Genomic DNA, 15,475 nt, shown 5'->3' with positions numbered 1-15,475 from the left:
TCTGACCCCAGAGCTCAAAGGCTCCGGCAGAGAAAGTGCTCACCTGCTGGCGGCTACAACATCAAGTCTCTACGACCCGATACGTCCCATTAGGCTGAGCCATCCTCGTACCCCTTCGATTCGATCACCGGCCCCCATGCCAGTCTCGCCCCGGCGCCAGCAAAACGCAGAGCACGGCACGGAACCTCTTTCATCCTGAATAGTCGCAGTTCAGGAGGGTGTGGATGGCGGCAACATATCTGCTGATGCGGTTGGTTGAGCAACGTGCCTTGCGGAAGAAGCGCCATGTCTTGAGTCTGGCGAAGGCCCTCTCGCCGGGTGCGCGCAGTCGGGCGTGGTCGCGGTTGTACTGCTGGTAGTGCTCTGGTTGTTCGCGGTGGTGGTAGTAGGGGGTGCGGACGGTGGCGCCGGCGCCTTGGTAGGCCCGGTCGGCCAGGACGAGGATTTCCCTGGTCAGACAGGCTTGGATGATGCCGTGAGCACGGGCCGCGGTCAGGTCGTGGGTCCGGCCCGGCATCGCTCGGGAGAACCACAGCGGTGTGCCGTCCGGACGTGCGATGACCTGCACGTTCATGCCGTGCTTCCCGTGCTTCTGGGAGTAGTACGGCTCGTCAGCTTTGATGCGGTCGGTGGGGATCAGGGTGCCGTCAACGACGACGAAGTCGCCTTCACCCAGTCCGACAAGAGCTTCGCGCAGGCCCGGGGCCCAGGCGGCCAACACATCGAGGGTCTCGTCGACGTACCGCCAGGCGGTTGCTTCAGAGACACCGAATCCAGCGCCCACCTGCGCGAACGTCTCGTTCTTCCGCAGGTGAGCGAGGGCGAGGAGGGCCTGTTTGAAGCAACCCAGCCTGCGCCAGGGAGAGTTGATCTCCCGTCTGCGGGCGTACAGCAACCACGCGACGTGCTCGACGAGCCCGTGCGGGACATCGAGCATGGCAGGATACGGAACCAACGAAGCCCCCGGCGTCGATGTGATGAGTGGAATCACCACACCAACGACGGGGGCTCCGCCATGTCACCAACAACCCACCTGACCTGCACCTTCACTCCTCAGAAGCAGGATGAAAGAGGTTCACGGGCAGACAACCACGACTCCCGGGACTCCGACCGCTTGTCGCGGTCCAGGCCGATGACCTGTACGACGCGAGCTGACCATCTAGCCCAGGCAGGGAAGGCTCTACCAGGGTTCACAGGAATCTCACACGTGAAGTTCCCCCGCAATCTTGGACAGTGGATGTCTATGCTGCGGGGGTGAGGTCTGGTTGCAGCAGGGTCCTCGTTTCGAGTGGGATGACGTACCGGAACTCGGGGTGTTTGCGGAGCCTGGTGCGGTTGTACTCGACCTCGATGAAGCGGAAGATGTCTGCGCGGGCCGTCTCGTGGGATTCCCAGACGGTGGTACCGATCTCCGCTTTGAGCAGGCCGAAGAAGCTCTCCGCTGCGGCGTTATCGCAACATATGCCGGTTCTGCCCATACTCTGCCTCAGGTTCAACTCCCTTATCTGCTGGCGGAATTGGCCACTGGTGTACTCCGATCCGCGATCGGTATGCATGATGCAGCCGGGCTTCAGCTCACCGCGCAGGCCAGCCATCTCCAACGCGTCGACGACGAGCTCGGCGCGATGATAGTCCGCCATCGCGTACCCGATCACCTCGCGGGTCGCCAGATCGATGACCGCGGCGAGGTACCACCAGCCGGCGAGGGTCGGCAGATGGGTGACGTCCCCGACCAGTTTCCGGCCCGGCTCGTGGGCAGTGAAGTCACGTCCGACCAGGTCAGGGGCGGGTGCGGCCTTGGAATCCTGCCGCGTGAGATGGCGGCGCTTGCGGCGCGTGATGTCGCGGATGTCACGCTCACGCATGAGCCGCTCGACCTTCTTCCGGCTGATCCTCCGACCTTGCCGGCGCAGCTTGGCGTGCACCCGCGGGGCACCGTAGGCGCCCCGGGAATCGGCGTGGATCTGCCGTATCTCCGCGGCGAGCTCGTCCTCGGCCGCCTGGCGCACCGCCGCAGCCGGACGCGCGTCCAGCCAGCTATAATAGCGGAGCGGGGCACGTGCAAGGTCCTGCACAGCAAGGCGACGCTGTATCCGCCGGGGTTGGTCTCGGTGGCCTTCTCCGCGTTGATGAAGCGGCACAACTCGCCTACTTCACGATCTCCTTGGCAAAGAAGGCCGCGGCTTTCACCAGGATCTCGTTCGCCTTCTTCGCCTCCGCCAGCTCCCGGCGCAGCCGCTTCAGCTAACCGGAAAATAGATCAAGAACCGGGCAGGCGTGAACGTCCGGGCGGCGGAGCCGTCCGGACGGCTCCGTGACGGATCTTCAGGCGGCGGTGGGGACGAGGGTGACCTGGTGGCCGAGTCGTTCGAGTTGGCGAACGAGGTCGCGGGTCTTGCGGGCTGGGTCGAGATGTCGTTGGTGCCAGTCGGCGCCAAGATCGTGGTAGGCGGCGTCGGGGTCGTCGATCAGGTGCCAGGCGATGACCAGGATCGAGCGGGCGACGGCGACCAAGGCCTTCGCGTGGCCCATGTGCTTGACGAGTCTTCGGTAGCGGGCGCCGAGAAAGGTGTCGGTGCGCGCGGCGGTCATCGCGGCCTCGCCCAGGGCTTTGAGCCAGGGATTGCCCTTGCCGGTGCGGCCGGCGCCGTTCTTAGCCCCGGACTGGACCGTACGCGGACACAGCTTCGCCCAGGACGTGAGGTGGTCGGCGGTGGGGAACGCACGCATGTCCGGGCCGAGTTCGGCCAGGAGGATCTGGGCGGTGTGGGGACCCACGCCGGGGATGGCATCCAGGCACTCGATGATGCCCGGACCCCGAGCAGTGCCGCTGCCTGCGTTGTCGGGGCCGGGCAGCTCGGCGATGGCTGTCTCGATCTCCCGGTCCAGGTCGGCGATCTGCGCGCTGAGATGATCGATGGTGTCCAGGAACACTTTCAGCAGGTAGCCGTGATGGTCGTTGAAGTTCCCCGTCAACGCTTCCACCAGGGCGTCATACTTGGTGGTCATGCGCCCCTTGGCGAGCCGAGCCAGTTCCCGCGGATCACGGCGACCCGCGGTCATGGCGTCCATCATGGCCCGTCCCGGGACGCCGAAGGCGTCAGTGGCCACCGTGGTCAGCTTGATCTGCGCGTCCTCCAGGAGCTTCTCCGCGCGCTGCTTGTGCCGGGACCGTTCCTGGGTGAAGACCGCGCGGGCGCGGGTGAGGTCGCGCAGCCGCCGCACCGGGGCGGGCGGCACGAACGAGGGGGTCATCATGCCCGTTCGGCCAGCTTGCACAGCCACGCCGCGTCCAGCCTGTCGGTCTTCGGCCGGCCGGGGACGTTCTTCACCTGGCGGGCGTTGACCAGCCAACACTCCAGGCCCCGGGCCTCCAGCAGGAAGAAATAGGGCTTCCACTAGCTCGACGTCTCCTCCATCACCACCCGCTGCACGCCCTGGCAGACCAGCCGATCGCCCAGCTCCAGGATCGCGTTGGTCGTCGCGCCGACCGACCACACCTGCTGGATCCGCCGCCCCTCCCGCGTATCGTGCGGAACCCACGAGCACACCACCCCCGACGCCTTGGCGATGTCGATCGCGGCCACGCGCTCCAACAGCACTTCAGTCAGCTCTTCCGATGCCTCATCCATCGCCTGGCCTCCTTCACCAGCGGCACCCCTCTGCGGCGGTGGCTGCCCGGGCAGCCTGGAGGGAACGGAGAATCTAACCGGCGCGCTCGCAGCGGCACTGTGCAACCCCTCGACCGGCCGCCTCTGCAGACTCTCTTGCGGGCGCACGTTCCCAAGCGAGCATCGACGTCGGCGGACAGCCACCGCACCGATTTTCACGCCCGCGCGGGCATCCTGTCAGGGACATCGGGACTCTCTTGAAAATGCCCCGCGCCCAGGTGTGATGCTGCAGGTCATGCGGGCAGTTCGCGTGGGGTGACGGTGACGTCCATGCCGAGGGCTGTGAGTTGGGCGATCAGGCGCCGGGTCTGGCGTTGTTTCCCGAGGCGGTTGGTGAAGTGGTCGGGGCCGAGGTCGTGGTAGGGGACCTGGTTGTGGAGGATGTGCCAGGCGGCGATCAGGATGGAGTGGCCGACCGCGAGGGTCGCGCGTTTCGTGCCGCGGTGCGGGACCAGTCGGCGGTACTGCGCGCCCAGGTAGGTCTTCTTGCTGCGGGCCGCGGCGGCGCCGACCATGAACAGGGCAGTCTTGAGCCAGGTGTCGCCGTGCCGGGTGCGTCCGGACAGCCGTTTGCCGGCCGACTCCTTGTTGCCCGGACACATCCCGGCCCACTACGCCAGGTGCCCGGCGGTGGCGAAGCGGCCCATGTCCACGCCGATCTCGGCGATCAGGACCTGGGCCAGCGTCAGGCTGATCCCGGGAATGGTGATCAGCAGGTCGACCTGCTGCTGCAGCGGCCTCAGCTGCCGGCCGATCTCCTCGCTCAGGCGGGCGATCCGGTCGTCGGCCTCGTCGATCGCGCGCAGCATCGAGGCCACCATGAACGCGTGGTGTTCGCTGAAGCTGCCGGTCAGGGCACGGGTCAGTAGCGGGACCTTGCCCTGCAGGCTGCCCAGGGCGAGACCGGCCAGTACCCGCGGGTCGCGTTCGCCGGCCACCAGGGCGTCCAGCATGGCCCGGGCGGAGCGGCCGGTGATGTCGCTGACCACGAAGGAGAGCTTGAACCCGGCGTCTTCCAGGAACATCGCGAGCCGGTTCACGTCGCGGGTCCGGTCGCGGACGGTTTCGGTGCGGTACCGGGTCAGGTCCCGCAGCTGGCGGCTGTCACGCGGCGGCACGAAGGAAGGAAGGACGGACTAGGCCGTGTTCGACCAGTTTGCAGATCCACTGGCAGTCCTTCATATCGGTCTTGCGGCCCGGCACGGTCTTGATGTGCCGGGCGTTCGGCAACCACGGCTCGATCCCCTCGGCCGCTTCCAGCAGGTAGAACAGCGGCTTCCAGTACGACGCCGTGGCTTCCATCCCGATCCAGGTGATCTTGTTCTCCACCAGCCAGTCCCGCAGTTCCAGCAGGCCGTCGTTCATCGTGGAGAACGTACGGACCTCGTAACGGGCCCGCTTGCCGGTGCCCGGCACCCGGATGCACACCTTGGCATCCGCCTTGCTCAGATCGGCGCCACCGCACCGCTTTTCCACCACATCCATGGCCTGTCCTGTCCCTCGCTCCGCCAGCCGGTGGCGGTGCTCGCCCGTCCGGGGCCACAGGATTCAAAGAGTCTCTCTTGCGTGCTCGCGGCGACACCACTGGACTCCTGCGCTCGGCCCCCGCGTCCGACTATTCAACGGGCTCAACGTGCAGCACCAAGGATCATCGACGTCATCCGGACGGGCAACCGCCCCGAATTTTCCCGGCCGCGGGGCGGGCCCGACAGGGCACGGGATGACTATTCAGGACTTTCGCCCTCTCGGACGCATCGGAATACCGTGCCACACTTCTGACGACCAGTTAGATATATCGACGGTGCGGTGGTGACCGATGCCCGGATCCGTATGCAGTACCAAATTCGAGCGCAACCTTCGAAACCGGCAAGCATTCCGCTCCCCAGCCCCCGCGCCCACGGCGACCCCGCCGGTCCCCGCCCGCCCATTGCCCCTCAGCAGCCAGGTCCTGAACCTGCACGTCGATACCGAGCTCTTCACGAAGGTGTACGAAAGGCTCCCCGAGGCGCTGCGGACCCCGCAGTCCTACGCGCTCCTGGAACAGGCATTGTCGGGCCAGCGGCTCATCGCCCTCGGGACGAGCTTCATCGGGCGCAGCGCGAAGCTGGTGGCGCAGCTGACGGGCAGCAACCACACATGGTCCTACCATTGCCGGGTGTGGATCTCCCTGCTGCCGGACGAGCATCCCGCCGGACCGGTCTCCCTGACGAAAGCCAGCATGGGCACGGCTCACAAGGCGGCTGGCTCACTGGCCGACAGCACCACACTGGCCACCGGGCCGACCTTCTCGGCGACCGGTACCGCGGGCACCCTGATGGGTCTCCAGCAGATCGGCGGGAGCGCGACGGTCGGAGTCACGTACAAACGGGAGAAGGCCAGCAATCACACCAGCAACCTGGGGCACGAGCGGTCGGACAACCTGTCGTACGGCGAAGGGGCGCTTCACTACGGGAACCACGCGACGGTCCGGATCCGGGTCGAATGGAACAAGCAGCGCAACCCCCTGGCGGTGTGGGCCCGGGGGAAGCCGCACAAGGAACACACCATCAGTCCGCAGGGCACCGGCCATAGCGTCGCCGCGGCCGAGCTGGAGTACGTCATCCCCCGTGCGCTCGTACCGCCGAAGGGCATCGATGTCGGTACGAGCACCAGTCCCTGGACCGTGAGCCGCGTGTGGGAGGTCTGACGACCGCGTCGGGTCAGACCTCGTCAGACCCCGTCTCTTGGGTTCGACTCCCCGATCCCATCAGCAGACGGTCGTCTTCGGCATGGACGTGGACGGTGTCGCCGTCCTTGATCTCGCCCGCCAGGATCTCCTTGGCGAGCCGGTCGCCGATGGCGGTCTGGATCAGGCGGCGCAGCGGGCGCGCTCCGTACGCCGGGTCGTTGCCCTCGTCGGCGAGCCACTCCAGGGCGGCCGGGGTGACCTCCAGGGCGAGCCTGCGGTCGGCCAGTCGCTTGGCCAGTCGGCCGATCTGGAGCTCGGCGATGTGGGACAGCTCGTCCTTGGTCAGCGCCGAGAAGACCACCAGGTCGTCCAGGCGGTTGAGGAACTCGGGCTTGAAGGACGCCCGCACCACTTCCAGGACCTGCTGCTTCTTCTCGGCCTCCGAGGTCAGCGGCTCGACCAGGTACTGGCTGCCCAGGTTGGAGGTGAGGATCAGGATCGTGTTGCGGAAGTCGACCGTGCGGCCCTGCCCGTCGGTGAGGCGGCCGTCGTCCAGGACCTGGAGCAGGATGTCGAAGACCTCGGGGTGGGCCTTCTCCACCTCGTCCAGGAGGACCACGGAGTACGGGCGGCGGCGCACGGCCTCGGTGAGCTGGCCGCCCTCCTCGTAACCGATGTAACCGGGAGGCGCGCCGACGAGCCGCGCCACGGAGTGCTTCTCGCCGTACTCGCTCATGTCGATGCGGACCATGGCCCGCTCGTCGTCGAAGAGGAAGTCGGCGAGCGCCTTGGCCAGCTCGGTCTTGCCCACGCCCGTCGGGCCGAGGAAGAGGAAGGAGCCGGTGGGGCGGTCGGGGTCGGCGATGCCGGCCCGGGTGCGGCGCACCGCGTCGGAGACGGCCTGGACGGCCTCCATCTGGCCGATGAGGCGCCGGCCCAGCTCGGCCTCCATGCGCAGCAGCTTCTGCGTCTCGCCCTCCAGCAGGCGCCCGGCGGGAATGCCGGTCCAGGCACCCACCACATCCGCGATGTCGTCCGGACCGACCTCCTCCTTGACCATCTGCTCGTCGGGGCCGAGGAAGCGGGCGGCTTCTCGTTCGGCCTCGGCCGCCTTCTCCAACTCCTCCTCGAGGGCCGGGATTTCGCCGTAGAGAAGTTTGGAGGCGGTGTCGAAGTCACCGTCGCGCTGGGCGCGTTCGGCCTGGCCGCGCAGGTCGTCGAGCCTTTCCTTGAGTTCGCCGACCCGGTTGAGGGACTGCTTCTCCTTCTCCCAGCGGACGGTGAGCCCGCGCAGCTCCTCCTCCTTGTCGGCGAGGTCCTTGCGGAGCTTGTCCAGGCGCTGGAGCGAACCGGCGTCGGTCTCGTTCTTGAGGGCCAGCTCCTCCATCCTCAACCGGTCGACGGCGCGCTGGAGTTCGTCGATCTCGACGGGCGAGGAGTCGATCTCCATGCGCAGCCGGGACGCGGCCTCGTCCACCAGGTCGATGGCCTTGTCGGGCAGGAAGCGGGAGGTGATGTACCGGTCGGAGAGGGTGGCGGCCGCCACCAGCGCGCCGTCCGCGATCTGCACCTTGTGGTGGGCCTCGTAGCGGCCCTTGAGCCCGCGCAGGATCGCGATGGTGTCCTCGACGCTCGGCTCGGCCACCAGGACCTGCTGGAAGCGGCGCTCAAGCGCCGGGTCCTTCTCGATGCGCTCGCGGTACTCGTCCAGCGTGGTCGCGCCGACCATCCGCAGCTCACCGCGGGCCAGCATCGGCTTCAGCATGTTGCCCGCATCCATCGCGGAATCCCCGATGGCGCCAGCGCCGACCACCGTGTGGAGCTCGTCGATGAACGTAACGACCTCCCCGTCGCTCTCCTTGATCTCCGACAGGACTGCCTTCAACCGTTCCTCGAACTCGCCGCGAAACTTCGCGCCGGCGACCATCGCGCCCAGATCCAGCGAGACGAGCCGCTTGTTCTTCAGCGACTGCGGTACGTCGCCCATCACGATGCGCTGGGCCAGGCCCTCGACCACCGCGGTCTTGCCGACACCCGGCTCGCCGATCAGCACCGGGTTGTTCTTCGTACGCCGCGACAGGACCTGCACCACCCGGCGGATCTCCTGGTCCCGGCCGATCACCGGATCGAGCTTGCCCTCGCGGGCGGCCGCCGTGAAGTCCGTACCGAACTTCTCCAATGCCTCGCACTGGCCGTCCGCATCGGAAGTGGTCACCCGGCGCCTCCTCGTCTCGTTCCCGTCGCGCAGTGTGGCCCGCGCGCACGCATACAAGGCCTCAGTCTCCGTCTCACGCTCCGGACGAACCGGGAGAGAAAGTTGACTCCTGTATCCAGAGGTTGATCATCTATGGTTCAACTGAAATCGGCGGTGAGTAACAGCCCGTCGTAGGCCAAAGGTTGATCCGCGCAGGACCATGGAAGACAAAACGCCGTCAGGCTTCCAGAATGCTTGATCTCGTTTGACACGGCGTCGAATCCCCGACGATGCTCATGGACAGAATCCACGGTCCGAAGCTGGCAATGAACAGCCAGTCGTGCGGCAAGAGAACCGTCTCCAGCCCCGGCGAATGGGTAGCAGTTTCCTTTCCTCGTGGTTTCCCGCGAGGAAAGCGCAGCCCGCTAACTGGATTCATCCTCGGGATAACTCATCAAGAAGGAGTGCTGGATGGCCACCTACCTGTCCCCCGGCGTATTTGTGGAAGAGAGCACGGGCGGCTCCCGCCCCGTGGAGGGCGTCGGCACCGCAGTAGCCGCCTTCGTCGGCTTCGCCGAGCAGGGGCCGCTCAACGAGCCGGTCCGGGTCACCAACTGGGCCCAGTTCACCAACACGTTCGGTGAATTCGTCGAGGGCTCCTACCTCGCGCACTCCGTCTACGGCTACTTCGCCAACGGCGGCGGCAACTGTTACGTCGTCCGCGTCGGCGGGCAGTCGGCAAACGGCGACGCCGTCGACAGCGCCCAGACCGTCGGCTCCGCCCCGGCGCAGGTGCTCGGTGGCTTCCGGGTGGCGGCCCTGCCGGCCGCGACGGGCCGCAACATCTCGGTCGACGTACAGAAGAAGCCCACCGACCCGAAGACCAAGCGGGCCACGGGCGCCGCGGCCGACAAGGCGAAGGCCGCCGACGGCGGTTCGGACGACGTCTTCACCTTCACCGTCAAGGTGGACGGCTCGGCCACCGAAACGTTCGACGTCTCCGCCGACAGGGCCTCGGCCGCGTATGTGGTGACGCAGGTCAAGGAGCGCTCCAAGTTCGTCATGGTGGAAGAGGCGCCCACCGCCGGCACCGCGCTCGCGCTGCCCGACTCCTCCTCGCTGGCCCTGCCGGCCACCCCGAAGGGCAACGCCTCGGGCGGCGAGGTCGTGGCCAAGGACGTCGTCGGCAAGTACGTCGGCAAGGTCAACGACCGCTCCGGCCTGTCCGGCCTGGAGGCCATCGACGACATCACCATGGTGATGGCCCCGGACCTGATGGCCGCCTACCAGGCGGGCAACGTCAGCCGCGAGCAGGTCATGGCCATCCAGATGGCCATGATCAACCACTGCGAGAACATGGCCAACCGCATGGCCATCCTCGACCCGCTGCCGGACATGGACCCCACCGAGGTCCACGAGTGGCGCCAGAACGAGGCGGGCTACGACTCGAAGTACGCCACGCTCTACTACCCATGGATCCAGGTCGCCGACCCGTCCAGTGGCAAGGGCTTCCTGATGCCGCCGTCCGGCCACGTCGCCGGCTTGTGGGCCCGCAACGACGAGGCGCGCGGCGTGCACAAGGCCCCCGCCAACGAGGTCCTGCGCGGCGCCCTCGACCTCGGCATCCAGGTCACCAAGGGCGAGCAGGAGCAGCTCAACCCGGCAGGCGTCAACTGCATCCGCAGCTTCCCCGGCCGTGGCATCCGCGTGTGGGGCGCCCGCACCCTCTCCAGCGACCCGTCGTGGCGCTACCTGAACGTCCGACGCCTCTTCAACTACCTGGAGGAGTCGGTCTACCTGGGCTCGCAGTGGGCGGTGTTCGAGCCCAACGACGAGCGGCTGTGGGCCACCATCCGCCGCAACATCGCCGCGTTCCTCACGAACGAATGGCGCAACGGCGCCCTCTTCGGCGGCACGCCGGAGGAGGCGTTCTACGTCAAGTGTGACGCGGAGACCAACCCGCCCGAGGTCATCGACGCGGGTCAGGTCATCTGCGAGATCGGTGTGGCGCCCGTCAAGCCTGCTGAGTTCGTCGTGTTCCGAATCGCACAAGAGTCGCCGAGCGCGGAATAGACCGCAACAGACTCCTGTCGCCCGAAAAATAATCACCAGCTCAAGGAGAAACAGTGGCCGATAGCTTCTCGATTCAGTGTGACGGCATCCAGATTGCCGCACTCACTCAGGTCAACTGGCCGGAGGAGGGGTTCAATCACAGCACCGTGACCTTCGTCAACAATGAAGGCCACCTGGTGACCAATGCCTTTGCCACCGAGGCTGTGCATGGGGAAATCACCGTTACGTTCCTCGCGGGAGACCCCTCGAAGCAGGGTGACGATGCCAACATCAAGGCCATGAAGCAATGGCTGAAGGACGCCGGCGCTACCGGCAACGACGAGAAGGCATTCAAGAACATCTCCATCATCACGAAGGATGAGGCCGGGAAGGACAAGGCTGAAGAAAAGCGCAGCTTCCTGCAGGCCCGGTGCGTGAAGATCAGCCCTCCTAGCCTTTCGGCGGGGCCGAACTCGGGTACTGAGACGTATTCGGCCACGGTCATCCACAACGGCGAGAACAAGACCAAGTGAAACGGGGGCGTGTGACCGAGGGGTCCACCAGCACGGCTACTGTGGCACCACCGGCCGCGCCCCTCGATTCCCGGTCGGCCGCAGGCCTGTGCAGCAGGCCTGCGGCCCTCCAGACAGAATTCTCGTTCACCCTTCCGCGCGGGTATGTGGATTCGCAAGGGGTCGTGCACCGCGGGGGAATCATGCGCCTCGCCACGGCACGGGACGAGCTCCTTCCGCTGAGCGATCAGAGGGTACGCGAAAATCCAGCCTACCTATCCGTCGTCCTCATCAGTCGACTGATCACCAAATTGGGTGACCTGACGGATATTCACGCCGGGATCGTCGAGGATCTCTTCGCCGCCGATCTCGCATTTCTGCAAAAGTTCTACGAGAAGATCAATCTGGACGGCACGTCGATCGCTTCGACCGTGTGCCCCGATTGTCGGCACGAATTCGACATCGACTTGGGGAGCCGCCTGGGGGAATGACGGTGTACGCGGCCGAGAACCTGCGTTCTGAGATCGCGTACATCGCCTACCACTTCCACTGGTCGCACAACGAACTGCTTGACATGGACCACATCCAGCGTCGTGCCTACATCCGTCAGGTTACGCAGATCAATCAGCGTCTCGACGACCAACTTGACCGGCCTTACGGAACTTAGGGAATCAGCTCATGCACCGGACCACCGAGGCCGACCGCGCTGCGGCGGCAGCCGGGCGTGTTCCGGTGGTGCTGCCGGAGACAGTACGGGCGATCGCGGCCGGGGTGCACCCGGTCACCGATTCCCGCCGGGTGACGGACCGGCTCCCCTCGTTCCAGGACCACCGGCTTTCCGGGGAACTCAGGACTCTCATCAACCCTGAGCCGCCGCAGGTGTTCAGGCCTGGGGCGACCTGGAGCTCCGGAAACCCGGCCCACCGGGCGCCCGCACGTCTGTACTGGCGTCCCGCCGTTCCCCGTGGGGCCAGGGCGGCCAAAGGGATGGATGCCGTGCTGGGGAGCGCGGGTGACCCGGCCGTCCCGTCCGTTGCCCCGGCCGAACCATCGGCAGACGTACGCGAGGTCGAGGTGGCGCCCGCACCGGTGCGTCTGCCGGGCCAGAGCCCGGAGCCGGTCCAGGGTTCGGCTCCACAACGCCGGTTGCTGCTCCGGCGCGGTACCCGGCACGAGGAGGCCGCCTCGGGCATGCGCCGGTTCCGCCAAAACTGGCGCCGCAAGCCCGACACCCCGGCGACGCAGGCCGACGCAGCCTCGCGACTCGCTCCCGAGGCCGGAGGCGTATCCCCGCACCAGCAGGGGTCTGCGGCGCCCAACCCCGAGCCCGACTCGCAAAAGACTCCGTACGGAATGGTCGCGGACACCACAGTCACCCCGACACAGGGTGTCGATTCCGCGACGACCACGACTGCTGCCCGCAAGCCTGCGCCCGTGTCTGGTGGCGGGACGGCGCTGATGGCCACCCGTGAACCTGCGGCGGTACGGAGTCCCGAGCCCATGCTGGTGGCCGATCGTGGGCCCGCAGCCGCAGCTAGTGGTGTGTCTGCGCCAATGCCGAGTTCCGAGTCTGCGCCGCCGGGTGTTGGCGAGGCTGTAGTGGTGCCGGGCGATGCGGCTGCGCCGGCGCCTGGCCGTGGGGCTGCGCCGGCGCCAGAGACTGCGGATGTGCCAGGGTGCGAGCCTTCCCCGTCGGCTGATCGTGGCGAGTCCGAGCCGCTGATTGATCTTGGGGTCGCGCCCGTACCGAACACTGAGTTTGTGACGGTCGCTGAACCCACATCAATAGGCGACGCCGAGCCCACTTCGACAACTGAGCCCGCGCCGGTACGTCTTGAGTCCGCCTTGGCGGCCGAACCCGTGCCAGTACTCGCTCCTGAGCCCGCCTCGGTACGCAGCACCACCCCTGCTTCCCTGCCTGTCGGCGAACCTGCTGCGGTATGCGCCCCTGCGCCCACGTCCGCGCCGAGCCATGAGCCCGTAATGATTTCCGACTCGGCGTCGGAGCAGGGGCGGGTCTCCCTGCGAAACGGTGGCGATCCGCGCGCCGAGTACGGCTCGGCCCTGCCCCCGACCTTCGAGCAGTCGGCCGCGCCTCTTGCCGTACGTCGTCTTCCCCGGTGGATCACGGCCGCGCGGGCGGCGGCGCGACGCCGCTTCGGCGCTGATCAGCGCCTCGACGACCACGGCCGGGCCGAGACCCCGGAAAAACCCGCAGGAGTCGACGGAGACGGATTCGACGGAGGCACGCACGCCCGGACGGCATCGGACCGGTCGCCGCGCCAGAACCCCGAGCAAGATCCCGTGACGGCCGTACGAGCGGAAACCGCACCGGCCGCCCCTGTTCCGCTCCTCCTGGGCGGGGCCGCACCCACGACGATGCGCCCCGCGCGCACGTCGTCGCGCCGCACAGCCTCTACGCATGAGGCCAACCTCGACGAAGGCGTCGACAGCAGCTCCGTTCCGGCGACGGTCGATGTACCCGCACATGCCAGCGAGGTCCTTGAGGTGGTTGCGCAGCAGGAACCGGCCGCTGGCCCCACACGCGGGGGCGGCGTGGACAAGGCTGCCCAGAGCCCTCCGGCTCCGGTCGACGCCGGTGAGGGCTGTACGGAGCTCCCGCACAAGGCACCCGCACAGCGGGAGTTCGCCGCTGCCCCCTCACACGCCGCCGGCCTGCGCAAAGGTACCCAGAGCACGCCAACCCCGGCGACAGACAAGGCTCCCACGGGTTCCAGCGACATCGCCGCGTTGCCGCTGCACGAGGCGCCTGCGCAGCAGGAAGCCACCGCTGCCCTCTCCACCGATGCCTCTCACACGGCTGCCGAAGGCAGCCGTGCCGCCACCGCCCGCACGCCTTCCCGTTCGCATGGGTGCGAGGCGGACGCGTACGAAGCGCACGAGCATGTACAGGACTCCGCGCCCGGGACGGCCGCCCCGTCGGACGGTAAGGACCCGGTCGGCACTGTGCCGACGGAAGCCGCCCCCAAAGCCGAGCAGGCTGGTTCTTCTTCGACCGGGCTGGACGGGGCCCGGTATCCGACGGACCGGACCGCCAAGACCAGTGTCGGCCCCGATGCGTCGGATGTTACGGCCGGCCCCCTCGTCGAGAACGGCACAACTTCAGCACCGGACCCCGCGTCACCGCAGCTCCCCCATGACGACCAGGGGACGGACGGTTCCCGCCGGACCGTCTCCTCCCCCGCCGCGCAGCTCCGAGTCGATCAGCCCGCTTCCCCGGCCATGCGGCCCCGACGCAACCGGAAGCGGAGCGAGCGCCCGAACCACAACACCGCCGCTGAGGACGACACCATCTCTCCGGCGACAGCCCGGGCCATCCCGCTCCCGGACGCGGCCGACCAGCCCGCACCCAGCGCGGCAGCCACCTTGCAAGAACCGTCGGAGACCTACGACCAGGCTCCGGACGCTACGCCGTCGACCGCTCCCCAGGGGGTTGCCTCGTCCACGCGGCCAGGCATGGCCAACTCCGCTACGGGCGAGCCGACCGAAGCCGATACCGCCCGTCAGGCGTCGGGCTCCGCCGGCATGCGCTCCGCCCCGAGGACCCCCAACGTGTCCGCGCCCGACTCCACGCCGCGGGAGAGCCAGCCGCAACACGGCACCACTCGGGAAGCCCCTCGAGCACGTATACGGCTCGATAAGTCGGACACCCCCGATCTCGGAACCGCCGCCCCGCCCCGGGTCGAGCCCACGACGAACGTGAGCACCCCGGCGGCGGCCCCGGTGTCCACATCCTGCTCGGGAGCCGCACCAGGCGCATCAACTGCCGCTAATGAAAGCCCTGTTGATGACAGCACCCCTGCCGCCAATTCTGTGGCACAGGGGCGGATCCTGCATGATGCCCCTCGCCGCGAACAGGAGCAGGGCAGCGCTGCCCCCAAGCGGGTCCCGTCTCCCGCCGTCCCGCTACAGTTCGGCGAGCCCACACCACCGGCCATGCGGCCCGTACCTCGCGCCCGCCGCAAGCAGAACCCGCAGGACCGGGACCAGAACACCGCTGCCCACCCCGAGCAGCTCACAAGGCCCGAGGCAAACCACTCCACCGCCACGGCGCGCTCTCAGCACGCCCCGACCCAGCCCTCGGACCTCGCCGCCCAGCCCGCCCCGCGCACCTCGGCATCCGGACGGAGCGACCTGGCCACCCCGGCGGACCACTCCACACCCGGCACCCAGCACCAGCCGACTGCCACCGCCCTGGCCGCGCCCACCGATTCCTCGCCGCAGCCGTCGCACAAAGAGCGCGCCTGTGACCTGATCACCCCGGTCGGGCCGGCATCGCCGGATCACGAGGCAGCCCGTGCCTATCTGCACCGCAGCGCTTCCACCGCCGATGGTGCGGTGGACACCGTCGTTCCAG

Annotated in this window: 12 protein-coding genes and 1 pseudogene; 5 read left to right on the top strand and 8 right to left on the bottom strand. The window is 67.7% G+C overall.

Going from position 1 to position 15,475, the window contains the following annotated elements:
• Positions 1-190: 190 nt before the first annotated feature.
• From ACIQ8J_RS28740 to ACIQ8J_RS28710, 7 genes are all read right to left on the bottom strand, one after another.
• Complete coding sequence (locus ACIQ8J_RS28740) at positions 191-994, bottom strand: transposase family protein (protein WP_403607972.1); 804 nt, start codon at positions 992-994, stop codon at positions 191-193.
• A gap of 247 nt (positions 995-1,241) precedes the next feature.
• Positions 1,242-2,075: an IS3 family transposase gene (locus ACIQ8J_RS28735; RefSeq protein ID WP_403277221.1), complete on the bottom strand. Its 834-nt coding sequence runs from the start codon at positions 2,073-2,075 to the stop codon at positions 1,242-1,244.
• Positions 2,076-2,325: 250 nt separating this feature from the next.
• Positions 2,326-3,258, bottom strand: coding sequence for an IS110 family transposase (locus tag ACIQ8J_RS28730; protein WP_403607970.1), 933 nt, complete (start codon positions 3,256-3,258; stop codon positions 2,326-2,328).
• Positions 3,259-3,398: 140 nt separating this feature from the next.
• A complete protein-coding gene (locus tag ACIQ8J_RS28725; RefSeq protein ID WP_403277223.1) occupies positions 3,399-3,632 on the bottom strand; it encodes a hypothetical protein in 234 nt (77 codons plus the stop codon).
• Positions 3,633-3,904: 272 nt separating this feature from the next.
• Complete coding sequence (locus ACIQ8J_RS28720) at positions 3,905-4,273, bottom strand: hypothetical protein (protein WP_403277224.1); 369 nt, start codon at positions 4,271-4,273, stop codon at positions 3,905-3,907.
• Between the two features lie 9 nt (positions 4,274-4,282).
• Positions 4,283-4,789, bottom strand: a complete 507-nt coding sequence (locus ACIQ8J_RS28715; protein ID WP_403277225.1) for a hypothetical protein — start codon at positions 4,787-4,789, stop codon at positions 4,283-4,285.
• A complete protein-coding gene (locus tag ACIQ8J_RS28710; RefSeq protein WP_403277226.1) occupies positions 4,776-5,156 on the bottom strand; it encodes a transposase in 381 nt (126 codons plus the stop codon). The genes ACIQ8J_RS28715 and ACIQ8J_RS28710 overlap by 14 nt, the downstream gene beginning before the upstream one ends.
• Before the next feature lie 442 nt (positions 5,157-5,598).
• Between ACIQ8J_RS28710 and ACIQ8J_RS28705 the strand changes: the two genes are divergently transcribed.
• A complete protein-coding gene (locus ACIQ8J_RS28705; protein ID WP_403277227.1) occupies positions 5,599-6,357 on the top strand; it encodes a hypothetical protein in 759 nt (252 codons plus the stop codon).
• Positions 6,358-6,370: 13 nt separating this feature from the next.
• On the opposite strand, the pseudogene ACIQ8J_RS28700 reads toward ACIQ8J_RS28705, so the two are convergent.
• A pseudogene (locus ACIQ8J_RS28700) lies at positions 6,371-8,560 on the bottom strand (ATP-dependent Clp protease ATP-binding subunit); the annotation flags it as partial.
• Between the two features lie 444 nt (positions 8,561-9,004).
• Between ACIQ8J_RS28700 and ACIQ8J_RS28695 the strand changes: the two are divergent.
• From ACIQ8J_RS28695 to ACIQ8J_RS28680, 4 genes are read left to right on the top strand one after another with little or no spacing between them, the layout of a single operon-like run.
• On the top strand, positions 9,005-10,606 hold the full coding sequence (locus tag ACIQ8J_RS28695) for a phage tail sheath subtilisin-like domain-containing protein (protein WP_403277228.1): 1,602 nt from the start codon (positions 9,005-9,007) through the stop codon (positions 10,604-10,606).
• A gap of 53 nt (positions 10,607-10,659) precedes the next feature.
• The gene (locus tag ACIQ8J_RS28690; protein WP_403277229.1) at positions 10,660-11,118 is read left to right on the top strand and encodes a hypothetical protein; all 459 of its coding nucleotides are present in this window, start codon (positions 10,660-10,662) and stop codon (positions 11,116-11,118) included.
• Positions 11,115-11,588, top strand: a complete 474-nt coding sequence (locus ACIQ8J_RS28685) for a hypothetical protein (RefSeq protein ID WP_403277230.1) — start codon at positions 11,115-11,117, stop codon at positions 11,586-11,588. Before ACIQ8J_RS28690 ends, ACIQ8J_RS28685 begins: the two co-directional genes overlap by 4 nt.
• Positions 11,585-11,764: a DUF6760 family protein gene (locus ACIQ8J_RS28680; RefSeq protein WP_403277231.1), complete on the top strand. Its 180-nt coding sequence runs from the start codon at positions 11,585-11,587 to the stop codon at positions 11,762-11,764. The genes ACIQ8J_RS28685 and ACIQ8J_RS28680 overlap by 4 nt, the downstream gene beginning before the upstream one ends.
• Positions 11,765-15,475: the final 3,711 nt, after the last annotated feature.

The sequence above is a fragment of the Streptomyces sp. NPDC094147 genome (genome assembly GCF_044764265.1).
GTDB lineage: Bacteria > Actinomycetota > Actinomycetes > Streptomycetales > Streptomycetaceae > Streptomyces.
This window is presented reverse-complemented; position numbering and strand designations above follow the sequence as displayed.

What these genes read in the sequence shown, in the direction of transcription:
- ACIQ8J_RS28725 (WP_403277223.1), bottom strand. Translation starts at nt 3,632, where the DNA reads ATGGATGAGGCATCGGAAGAGCTGACTGAAGTGCTGTTGGAGCGCGTG.
- ACIQ8J_RS28730 (WP_403607970.1), bottom strand. Translation starts at nt 3,258, where the DNA reads ATGATGACCCCCTCGTTCGTGCCGCCCGCCCCGGTGCGGCGGCTGCGC.
- ACIQ8J_RS28680 (WP_403277231.1), top strand. Translation starts at nt 11,585, where the DNA reads ATGACGGTGTACGCGGCCGAGAACCTGCGTTCTGAGATCGCGTACATC.
- ACIQ8J_RS28695 (WP_403277228.1), top strand. Translation starts at nt 9,005, where the DNA reads ATGGCCACCTACCTGTCCCCCGGCGTATTTGTGGAAGAGAGCACGGGC.
- ACIQ8J_RS28710 (WP_403277226.1), bottom strand. Translation starts at nt 5,156, where the DNA reads ATGGATGTGGTGGAAAAGCGGTGCGGTGGCGCCGATCTGAGCAAGGCG.
- ACIQ8J_RS28720 (WP_403277224.1), bottom strand. Translation starts at nt 4,273, where the DNA reads ATGTGTCCGGGCAACAAGGAGTCGGCCGGCAAACGGCTGTCCGGACGC.